Here is a 10,167-nt window from a genome sequence, read left to right as displayed (position 1 = left end):
AAGGTTCTGGGGGGCCTCTCGGCTGTCTGACGGCAGTAGTTGACGGCAACGTCAGCGGACGAGGGCTCCACACAGCGGCGGGTCGTTGCCGTCGTCGGGGGTCGGATCGTTGCCAGCAGGACCGTCGAGCGCGGTACCGAGGGTGTCGATGGCGTCTCGCTGGAGGCGGAGTCGGACGTGGGCGTAGACGGTGGCGGTGACGCCGATGTGGGCGTGGCCGAGGAGTTCCTTGATGACGACGAGTTCGACTCCCTGTTCCAGGAGCAGGGTGGCCGTGGAGTGTCTGAGGTCGTGGAAGCGGATGGTGGCGGAGGCCGGCCTTGCGCAGGAGCGTGGTGAAGGCGCGGGTGAGGTTGGTCGGGGATCGCTCTGCCCTGCGCGGTGGCGAACACGTGCCCGCGGTCCTGCCACGTGGTGTCTGCGGCTTCCCGTTCGCGCTGCTGCTGCTCGTGGTGGTGCTTCAGCGAGTGGAGGCAGCGGGTGGGGAGGGCGATGCGGCGTTCGGAGGCACGGGTCTTGGTGGGCAACGTGGTGAGTCCGCCGGTGCTGGTGCGCTGCAATGTGCGGCGGACGGCAGCGGTGCCCCGATCAAGGTCGAGATCTTCCCAGCGCAGGCCGAGGAGTTCGCCCTTACGGAGTCCGGTGTGAAGGGCGAGTTCGAACAGGGCATGGAGCCGGCCGCTGGCTTCGCCGATCAACGGCCCGGTGGACCAAGGCGAAGTGTCCTCGCACGTAGACGATGGCCGCGAATACTGTCTCACCAGGCGTGTTCTGCCGTTTCTCCGCCCCGTCGGCTGCGCCCGTGATCCCACCGGTCACAGGCGCGTGATCCTGTCGATAATCGATTGTTGTCGTCCAGGCTTCGGAAAGTCGCCCACCCGCCGCGCGGGGGTGATGATACGGGCGACGGGTGATCAGGTCGGGGGCGCGTGAATGCGGTGCAGTGGTCTGCCCGGATGAAGTGGGGGGCATCGTGACGTTCGAGCGAGAATGGGCCGAGTTACGCGCGGGGCGGCTCAGCGGACTGGCATGCGGGTCAACGGCGTTCCGGACGACGGCGGCCGAGGTGGCGGTGGCAACGACCTGGTGGTCAATCGGGACGACCTCGGCGCCGTCGGCAATGACGCGTACGACCTGCTGGGCCGGCTGGGGAAGGAGGGCGACATCACCCGTTCCTCCACGTTCGACGCGGCGACGGCGCTGACCAACGGGAACTTCGTGAGTGGTTCCGCCGTGCTGAAGGTGCACGACCGCTGGCAGACCCAGCTGAGGACGCTGCTGGACGCCTGCGCGCACTTCTCGAATCATCTCGACTACAGCAAGGCCCGGCACGCCGAGGACGAGGCGAACGTCGAGGGAGATCTGAAGCGGATCTCCGTCCTCACGGAATACGTGGAATAGGTCTCGGGGAGCGCGCGACGTGCGGACAGTGATCAGTCGTGGGTCGGTGCGCGGGGGACTTCTTGCCGCGGCCGTGGTCGGCTCGGTGTTTCTCGGTGCTGTGGGTTGCGGGGAGGACGGGGACAAGGACGGAGTTCCGAAGGACTACAAGGTCGTCGCGGGCACACAGCTCTGCGGCGGCCGTGCCGTGACCGCCGACGCGGCCGAGGCGCTGAAGGTGATCACCGGGTCGTCGCGGTTCGAGGCGTCGTCGAAGGAGTACACGGTCGCGCGGGCTGCGGAAGATCTCGCCGCAGGGCCCCCGAGCTCCACCACGTACAACGACGCCTGCCGTGTCTTCACGCCCGCCGACACGCCGCATTTCGAACTCAGGATCACCTGGCGGCTGGCCGGCGGCGCGCCGACGGACGGCCCGGTGGACCCGAAGTTCACCGTGCTGAAGATGGGTGAGGAGGCCCTGGCGGCGGCGGACAAGGCGTACGTCCGGTTCGCGTGCCGTAGCCCCAGGTTCCACGACCCGTCGGAAGAGGCCCACATCGACATCGGCGTGGAGCGCTGGGGCATGCCCCAGCCCCCCGAAGGCGAAGGCGACGTGGAGGAGCTGAAGGACGCCTACGCGACCGTCGCCCACTCCTTCTCGTTGGCCATGGCCAAGGAACTGCGCTGCGAGAAGAACGGCGGGCTCCCCGCGAAGCCGGTGCTGGATCCCGCGTAGATGTCGGCGTGGGAGGGTCTCGTCTCCGGCCAGGAGCCCACCGACGCCTCGTCGGTGTCGTCCAGGGGGCCGGGAATCCGTGCGACCTTGCCCCCAGCCGCTTCACGAAGCCCCCTCGCGCAGCGCGTCGGAGATCGACTTGACCCCGCCGTGGGCGGTGAGTCCGCCGTCGACGGGGATCTCGGCGCCGGTGATGAACGACGACTCCTCCGACAGCAGGAACGCGACCAGGGCTGCGATCTCGTCGGTGGTGCCGGTGCGGCCGAGCGGTGTCTCGCGGATGTTGGCCTCGCGGAACGCGGGGGCGGCCGAGGCGGTCATCTCGGTCTCGATGTAGCCGGGGTGGATCGTGTTGACGCGGATGCCGAGCGGGCCGAGTTCCAGCGCCGCCGTCTTCGACAGGCCGCGCAGCCCCCACTTGCTGGCGGTGTAGGCGACCGGGTAGTGGGCGGTGAGGGCGGCCGAGGAGCCGACGTTGACGATCGAGGCGCCGGGCGGCATCAGCGGGGCGAGGTGCTGGATGCCGAGCAGCGGGCCGGTGACGTTGACGGCGTGCACCCGGTCGAAGTCCGCGGCCCGTACGTCGCCGAGGCGGGCGCGCCAGGTGATGCCCGCGTTGTTGACCAGGCCGTGCACCTGTCCGTACGACTCCTTCAGCTCGGCGGCCAGTGCCGCCCACTGCTCGGCGCTGGTCACGTCCAGGTGCCGGCAGCCGGGGGCCTCCGTCACGTCGGCGGCGACGACGTGGGCGCCCTCGCGCGCCAGCGCCTCCGCCTGCGTGGCGCCCTGGCCCCGGGCGGCGCCGGTGACGACGACCACCTTGCCGGGCAGCCTGCCGGGGCGCGGGCCGGTCACGGCCGCTCCCGGTCGCGGCGCCGCCCGGCGGGCAGCGGCACGGGGTCGGCGCCGAGGACGACGGTGTTGGTGAGCGTGCCGATGCCCTGCACGGTGAGGGTGACGGTGTCGCCGGGCCGCAGCGGGGGCGGTGTCCGTTCGCCGCGCGTTCCCCACAGTTCGGCGAGGCAGCCGCCGTTGCCGCAGGTGCCCGAGCCGAGCACGTCACCGGGGACGACCCGGGTGCCGCGCGAGGCGTAGGCCGTCATCTCCTCGAACGTCCAGCTCATGTTGGACAGGAGGTCCCGGCCGACGACCTCGCCGTTGACCGCCGCGGTGAGCGCGAGGCGCAGGAAGCCGTCGGCGTCCCGGTACGGCTCCAGTTCGTCGGCGGTGACCAGGTACGGGCCGAGCGTGGTGGCGGTGTCCTTGCCCTTGCAGGGGCCGAGACCGACCTTCATCTCGGCGGACTGGAGGTCCCGGGCCGACCAGTCGTTGAAGACGGTGTAGCCGACGATGTGGTCGCGGGCCTGCTCGGGGGTGAGGTCGCTGCCCTCGCGGCCGATGACGGCGGCCACTTCCAGCTCGAAGTCGAGGACGGCCGAGCCGGGCGGCACCGGGATGCCGTCGCCGGTCGCGTAGACCGCGTGCGGGTTGGCGAAGTAGAAGGTGGGCGCCGCGTACCACTGATCGGGCACGCCCGCCGCGCCGTCCACCGACCGCCGTACTCCCTCGACGTGTTCCTCGAAGGTGACGAAGTCGCGGACGGAGGCGGGCTGGAGCGGTGGCAGCAGCCGGACCTGTGACACATGGGGGCCGGGCGGCACGTCGAGCGCCGCCGCGCCCGCGGCGAGCAGGCCGGGCAGACCGCCGGACTCGCGCAGCAGTTCGGTGAGCGAGGTGACGCCGGGCAGGGGGAGAAGCGTGCCGTCGTCCTGGACTACGGCGACGCGGACGCGGTGGTGGTGCTCGTAGGCGGCGAAACGCATGGTGTGGCTCCTGGCCGGTGCGGCCCGGGGGCGCGGCGGGTCTGCGTCAGGGCTGGTGACAGGGCCGGCCGCGCCCCCGGGAGCGAAGGGGGTGGGATCAGACCGGCGGGGCGACGAAGACGCCGCGGTCGGGGTCGTTGAAGGATTCCTTGGCGACGAACTCGTTCATGGGGTTGGCGGTGCCCCACTGGTCGGTGACCTCGGGCCGGGAGAAGTCGTAGACGTGCGGGTGCCAGGTGTCCTCGTCCAGGCATTCCAGCTCGGTCGTGTACTCGACGGTGTTGCCGTGCGGGTCGAGGAAGTACGTGAAGGTGTTGTCGCCCGCCATGTGCCGGCCGGGGCCCCAGATCTTCTGGTACCCGGCGCGGATCACGCGGCCGGAGCCGCGCATGTACTCGTCGATGCCGCGCATCTCGAAGGAGACGTGGTGCAGGGAGGTGTGCGGGCCCTTCGCCAGCGCCATGGAGTGGTGCTGGCTGGAGATCCGCATGAAGTGCATGACCTCGCCCATGTGCGGCGAGCTGAGCGTGTCGGAGAGGCGGAAGCCCAGGTGGCGCTCGTACCACTCCCGAGTGCGGTTCAGGTCGGGGGAGTTGAGGACGACGTGGCTCAGCTTGACCGGGATCGACTCCTTCTCCTCGATCTTGCGGTGCCGCCGTACCGCGACGTCGGCGGAGACCTCGATGGTGCGGCCGTCGACGTCGAAGAAGCGGAAGCCGTAGCCGCCGCCGGGGGTGTCCACCTTGCCCGGCCGGGTGATCAACTGGACTCCCTGGGACAGCAGTCGCTCGGCGAGCGTGTCCACGTCGGCGGCCGAGGCGGCGCCGTAGGAGACCAGGTCGAGGCGCTTCTCCTCGGCCTTGCGCAGCCGGACGACGTACTGCTCCGGGGAGCCCTCGGCGGCCAGAAACGAGATCCCGGAGTCCTCGGCGACCTTGGTCAGGCCCCAGACACCGGCGTAGAAGTCGAGCTGCTTGTCGTAGTCGGGCACGGCGAGGTCGACGTGCCGCAGGTGGGTGAGCAGACGCATGGGATCACTCCTTGAAGAGGAGGGCGGAGGCGTTGCCGCCGCGTACGGCGTGGAAGTCGGGGTCGGCCAGCCGGGCCGCGCGCAGCGCGCCGACGGGGTCCCCGGTGCCCATGTCGAACGGGAAGTCGGAGCCGAGCAGCACCCGGTCCGCGCCCGCGACCCGTATCAACTCCCGCAGCACGTGCGGATCGTGCACGAGGGAGTCGAAGTACAGGCGTTTGAGGTAACTGCTGGGCAGGTGGGCGCAGCCGGCGCCCGCGTCGGAGCGGGTGGTCCAGGCGTGGTCGGCGCGACCGATGTGGGTCGGCAGATAACCGCCGCCGTGGGCCGCGATCAGCGTCAGCCCCGGATGCCGGTCCAGGACGCCGGAGAAGATGAGGTGGGAGAGCGCGACGGCGTTCTCCACCGGCTGGCCGACGCTGTTGGACAGGTACCACCGGTCCAGCCGCTCGTCGAGGGTGCAGCCGAAGGGGTGCAGGAAGACGAGCGCGCCCGTCTCCCGCGCCCGGGACCAGAAGGGTTCGTAGTCCGGGTCGGACAGTTCCCGCCCCGGGGCGTGGCTGGAGATCTCCACACCGGCCAGGCCCTGCTCCAGCGCGTGTTCGAGGGCGCGTACCGCCTGGCCGGGGTGCTGGAGCGGGACCAGCCCGAGCCCCCGCAACCGGTCGGGCGCGGCCGAACAGTGGGCGGCGGTCGCCTCGTTGGCCAGCCGGTACACCTTCGCCGCGGTGTCCTCGTCGGCCCAGTAGTGGTAGTGCGAGGGCGAGGGGCTGACCAACTGCACGTCCACGCCCTGCGCGTCCATCGCGGCCAGCCGCAGGCGCGGGTCCGTCATCCTCGGGACGCGCTCGCGCACCATCGGGCCGTTGACCTCCAGGGCGGCCGGACCGTTGCGGCGGGCGTCGAGCGCACGGGCCTCGGCCAGGCCCGGCAGGCCGGCCACCAGCGCCTCGACCTCGGGCAGCAGGACGTGCGCGTGCACGTCCACCGTGGGGATCGTGGTCACGGCAGCTCCCGCAGCATCGTCATGGTGCGGCCCATCAGGCCGGGCACGTCCGCGTCCCGTACACCGTCCAGCTGCCACTGGCCGAGCCGCACGGACGCCTCGACCACCGCCCGCACGCGCGGCAGCCGGCGCTCGTGGTACTCCCGCAGCAGCGTGTCGTCCCAGTCCCGGCCGCTGGTGAGCAGTTCGGCGAGGACGAGCGCGTCCTCCAGGGACATCGCGGCGCCCTGCGCCAGGGTGGGCGGGCAGCAGTGTGCCGCGTCACCGGCGAGGACGACCCGGCCGCGGTGCCAGGGGCCCTCCACCAGCATCCGGTCGAACCACGTGTAGTTGACCTTCGCCGGGTCGGTGATGTGCGGGAGGATGTCCGCCCAGTGCCCGCCGTAGGCGGAGGCCAGGCGGCGCATCTCGTCGGCGTACGTCTCCGGGGGTATGGCGGCGCGGTCGCGGTTGGCCTCGACGACGTACGCGTAGATCGTGGTGTCGCTGGTGGGGCAGTAGCCGGCGATGTAGGCCGGGCCGCCGTAGGTGAGGTCGGTGCGGACCACGCCGGCCGGGCGGGGGGCGGCGACGCGCCAGATGGCCATGCCGGTCGGTTCCGGCTTGTCGGTGATGCCGATGGCCGCGCGGGTCGCCGAGCCGATGCCGTCGGCGGCGATCACCAGGTCGTAGCGGCCCTCGGTGCCGTCGGTGAAGCGTACGGTCACGCCGTCGGCGTCCTGCTCGAACTCCGTGGCCCGGGTGCCCAGCCGGACCCGGGCGCCCGAGGCGCGTACGGCGTCGATGAGGATCCGCTGGAGACGGGGCCGCTGCATGCCGACGGTGGCGGGCAGGTCGTCGCCGCCGGTACGGACGTCCCGGGCGACGTGCAGGACGGTGCCGTCGACAGCGGTGAGGCCGACCGAGTCGAAGCCGAAGCCGGACTCCTTCACGCGTTCCCAGACGCCGAGTTCGCGCAGGACGCGCAGGGCGTTGCCCTGGAGGGTGATGCCGGAGCCGGCCGTGGCGTTCCAGTCGTCCTTGGCCTCGACGAGGTCCACCGCGATCCCGGCCCGGCGCAGCAGGATGGTGGCGGCGTTGCCGGCCGCGCCGCCGCCGATCACCAGGACCGTACGGGGTGTGCTCATATGCGTAACTCCTTCGTCGCGCTGGTTACTTGACGGCGACCGGGTTGACCGGGGAGCCGACGGCTCCGGTGACGGGCAGGGGCGCGGCGGTGAGCCAGAACTCGTACACGCCGTCGGCGGCGCAGTCCTCGGCGAGCGCGTCCGGGTCCCACATCTCGCCGATGAGCAGGCCGATGTGGGGGATGGCGACCTGGTGCAGCGGCTGGAAGGCGTGGGCGAACTCGTTCGGGCGGACCTCGAAACCCCAGGTGTCGGTGGCGATCGCGGCGATCTCCGTGCGGTGCAGCCAGCCGGCCGTGGTGAACGACAGGCCGGGCGCGGGGCCCCCGGCGTAGTCGCCCCAGCCCTCGCGGCGGGCCCGGGCGAGCTGCCCGGTCCGTACGACGACGATGTCCCCACGGCCCACGCGCACACCGTGCGCCTCGGCCGTCGCCGTCAGGTGCTCCTCGGTGATCGCGAACCCGTCCGGCAGTTCCCCGCCCTCGCCGATCACCCGGCCCACATCGAGCAGGACGCCGCGGCCGGCGACGTACGGGGCCATGTGCTCGATGCCGGTGACGAGGTCGCCGTCGGAGGTGACCACCTTCTCGGCGTCCCGGCCGTTCCACGCCTTGCCGTGGTCGAAGATGTGGCCGAGCCCGTCCCACTGGGTCGAGCACTGGAGCGGCATCGCGATCACGTCGTCGGCGCCGCCGAACCCGTGCGGGAAGCCCTGGTTGCCGAGGGCGGCGTCGGTGCCGGTGTCCAGCATGGTGTGCACCGGGTTGGTGCGCCGCCGCCAGCCCTTCTGCGGGCCGCTCATGTCGAAGGACTGGGCCAGCGAGAAGCTGACGCCCCGCCGCACCAGGGCCGCGCCCTCGCGGCGCTTGTCCGCGTCCAGGAAGTTGAGGGTGCCGAGCCGGTCGTCCGCGCCCCAGCGCCCCCAGTTGGAGTACGCCTCGGCGGCCTCGGCGATCGAGCCCTCCGGGTCGTGGCGGTTCACGCGGCGCCCTCCGCGACACAACGGGTGCGCTGGACCCCGAGCCCGGTGACCGTGCCCTCCATGACGTCGCCGTCGCGCAGCAGCCGGCCCCAGTGCATGCCGTTGCCGGCGGGGGAGCCGGTGAGCACCAGGTCCCCGGGGAGCAGGCGGGCGGTCTGGGAGGCGTACGACACCATGCGCGCGACCGCGAAGATCATGTCCCGGGTCGACTCGTCCTGCATGGTCTCGCCGTTGAGCTTGAGCGTGACGCGCAGGTCGTCCGGGTCGGCGATCGACTCGGCCGGGACGATCCAGGGGCCGAGCGGGGTGAACCCGGGGGCGTTCTTGCTGCGCAGCCAGTCGGTGCCGATCTGCGGCATGTCCCGGCGGAAGACGGTGGCCCGGTCGGTCAGGTCGTTGGCGATCGTGTAGCCGGCGATGTACCGCGCCGCGTCCTCCACCGGCACCCGGTGGGCGGGCTTGCCGATGACGACCGCCAGCTCCAGCTCCCAGTCGGGCTGCTCGGCCCACGCGGGCAGGACCACGTCGTCGTACGGCCCGGTGATCGCGCTCGGCAGTCCGATGAAGACGTACGGCAGGTCCTCGGCCGCCCGCCGGTCCATGATCTCGGCGGCCTCGGCCCGGCGTTCGCTCTCCGGCCGGTCGTCACCGGGCGCGCGGTGGGCGACGTGCAGGTCGATCACGTGCTGCCGGTAGTTGGCACCCGACTGGAACACCTGGCGCGGCGAGACGGGCGCGTGCACGCGCAGGTCCGTGACGGCCGTGCGGGCCGGGCCGGGGTCGGCCGCGAGCGCGCGCAGCCGCGGCAGCGCCGCCTCCCAGCGGTCCAGCACGTCCAGCGTGGTCAGCCGGTCCTCGCCGAAGGCGTCCCGCAGATCGAGGGCGAGGCCGTCCGGGGTGACGAGGGCGGGGAACTCCGGCCCGCCCGGGGCCGAGAGGGTGGCGAGGGCGAAGGGTCCGGCGAAGAGCGCGGACGCGGATTCGGGTTTCACGAACGTGTCCTCCTGATTGCGGTGGGACTAATCTGGACCCGCCGCTCACGATCAGGGAAATAGATTCTGTGGATGGTCGGCATCCACCTGGTTTATTTCCGCCGCTCACCGCCCCTGCTTGCTCGTTGCCCCGTGCGAGGACCGATCCGTGAACCTGACCCGACTCGACCTCAATCTCGTCGTCGCCCTGCGCGCCCTGCTGGAGGAGCGCAACGTCACCCGCGCCGGGCAGCGCGTCGGCCTCAGCCAGCCCGCGATGAGCGCCGCCCTGGCCCGGCTGCGCCGCCACTTCGACGACGACCTGCTCGCCCGCGTCGGCGGCCACTACGAGCTGACGGCCCTCGGCCAGGTCCTCCTCGACCGCACCGCCACCGCCTACGACGTGCTGGAACGCCTCTTCTCCAGCCAGGCCGACTTCGACCCGGCCGAAGAGAGCCGGGAGTTCCGGTTGGCGGCCTCCGACTACGCGGTGGCCGTCTTCGGCACCGAACTCGCCCGCGTCGTGCACGAGGAGGCCCCCGGCATCCGGCTCCGCTTCACCCAGACCCAGCCGGCCGTCGTCGACGACACCGCCACCCTGCTCAGCGCCACCGACGGCCTGCTCATGCCGCACGGCGTGATCAGCGGCTTCCCCGCCACCGACCTCTACGACGACCGCTGGGTCTTCCTCGTCGCCGACGACCACCCCACCGTCGGCGACCGGCTCACCCGGCATGACCTCGCCCGGCTGCCGTGGGTGACGTACCAGCGCACCTACGACGCGCCGGCCGTGCGCCAGCTCGGCATGCTCGGTGTCGAACCGCGCGTGGAGGTGTCCGTCGACAGTTTCCAGCTCCTGCCCCTGCTGGTCACCGGCACCCGGCGCATCGCCCTGATCCAGGAACGGCTGGCGCGGCTGCTGACGCCGATCGCCGCCGTCCGGGTGGTGGAGCCGCCCTACGAGGCGGTGCCGCTGCGGGAGGCGCTGTGGTGGCACCCCGTGCACACCCATGACGCGGCCCACATCTGGCTGCGGGAGACGGCCATGCGGGTCGGTGGCCGCCTGACCGGCGTCTCGTAGCGGAGCACCCGCCTCGGCGCCGGTCGTGCCC

At 71.9% G+C, this 10,167-nt stretch carries 9 protein-coding genes and 2 pseudogenes; 3 read left to right on the top strand and 8 right to left on the bottom strand.

Going from position 1 to position 10,167, the window contains the following annotated elements:
• Positions 1–51 precede the first annotated feature (51 nt).
• Positions 52–677 (bottom strand): annotated as a pseudogene (locus ACSURM_RS09820) (site-specific integrase); the annotation flags it as partial.
• Positions 678–973: 296 nt separating this feature from the next.
• Between ACSURM_RS09820 and ACSURM_RS09815 the strand changes: the two are divergent.
• Both ACSURM_RS09815 and ACSURM_RS09810 read left to right on the top strand, forming a co-directional pair.
• Positions 974–1,401: pseudogene (locus tag ACSURM_RS09815) on the top strand (hypothetical protein).
• 19 nt (positions 1,402–1,420) lie between these two features.
• Complete coding sequence (locus tag ACSURM_RS09810; RefSeq protein WP_436954634.1) at positions 1,421–2,116, top strand: hypothetical protein; 696 nt, start codon at positions 1,421–1,423, stop codon at positions 2,114–2,116.
• A gap of 102 nt (positions 2,117–2,218) precedes the next feature.
• On the opposite strand, the gene ACSURM_RS09805 is transcribed toward ACSURM_RS09810, so the two are convergent.
• From ACSURM_RS09805 to ACSURM_RS09775, 7 genes are all read right to left on the bottom strand, one after another.
• On the bottom strand, positions 2,219–2,971 hold the full coding sequence (locus ACSURM_RS09805) for an SDR family NAD(P)-dependent oxidoreductase (protein ID WP_436954633.1): 753 nt from the start codon (positions 2,969–2,971) through the stop codon (positions 2,219–2,221).
• Entirely contained in the window at positions 2,968–3,939 is a 972-nt protein-coding gene (locus ACSURM_RS09800; RefSeq protein WP_436954632.1) for a fumarylacetoacetate hydrolase family protein, read from the bottom strand. The genes ACSURM_RS09805 and ACSURM_RS09800 overlap by 4 nt, the downstream gene beginning before the upstream one ends.
• 97 nt (positions 3,940–4,036) lie before the next feature.
• On the bottom strand, positions 4,037–4,969 hold the full coding sequence (locus ACSURM_RS09795) for a VOC family protein (protein WP_436954630.1): 933 nt from the start codon (positions 4,967–4,969) through the stop codon (positions 4,037–4,039).
• Positions 4,970–4,973: 4 nt separating this feature from the next.
• A complete protein-coding gene (locus tag ACSURM_RS09790) occupies positions 4,974–5,975 on the bottom strand; it encodes an amidohydrolase family protein (protein WP_436954629.1) in 1,002 nt (333 codons plus the stop codon).
• Positions 5,972–7,102 (bottom strand): FAD-dependent oxidoreductase, encoded by a 1,131-nt coding sequence (locus ACSURM_RS09785; protein ID WP_436954628.1) that lies wholly within the window; start codon positions 7,100–7,102, stop codon positions 5,972–5,974. The genes ACSURM_RS09790 and ACSURM_RS09785 overlap by 4 nt, the downstream gene beginning before the upstream one ends.
• A 25-nt stretch (positions 7,103–7,127) precedes the next feature.
• Positions 7,128–8,084 carry a cyclase family protein gene (locus ACSURM_RS09780; RefSeq protein WP_436954627.1) on the bottom strand — a complete coding sequence of 319 codons (957 nt, stop codon included), beginning with the start codon at positions 8,082–8,084 and terminating at the stop codon, positions 7,128–7,130.
• Positions 8,081–9,076 carry a fumarylacetoacetate hydrolase family protein gene (locus ACSURM_RS09775; RefSeq protein ID WP_436954626.1) on the bottom strand — a complete coding sequence of 332 codons (996 nt, stop codon included), beginning with the start codon at positions 9,074–9,076 and terminating at the stop codon, positions 8,081–8,083. Before ACSURM_RS09775 ends, ACSURM_RS09780 begins: the two co-directional genes overlap by 4 nt.
• A 148-nt stretch (positions 9,077–9,224) precedes the next feature.
• On the opposite strand from ACSURM_RS09775, the gene ACSURM_RS09770 reads away from it, so the two are divergent.
• Positions 9,225–10,136: a LysR family transcriptional regulator gene (locus ACSURM_RS09770; RefSeq protein WP_436954625.1), complete on the top strand. Its 912-nt coding sequence runs from the start codon at positions 9,225–9,227 to the stop codon at positions 10,134–10,136.
• Positions 10,137–10,167 lie beyond the last annotated feature (31 nt).

It is taken from the genome of Streptomyces sp. SudanB182_2057, from assembly GCF_964272715.1.
GTDB classification, from domain to species: Bacteria; Actinomycetota; Actinomycetes; order Streptomycetales; family Streptomycetaceae; genus Streptomyces; species Streptomyces rubradiris.
The sequence above is the reverse complement of the archived record's forward strand: the minus strand, read 5'-3'. Positions and strand labels throughout refer to the sequence as shown.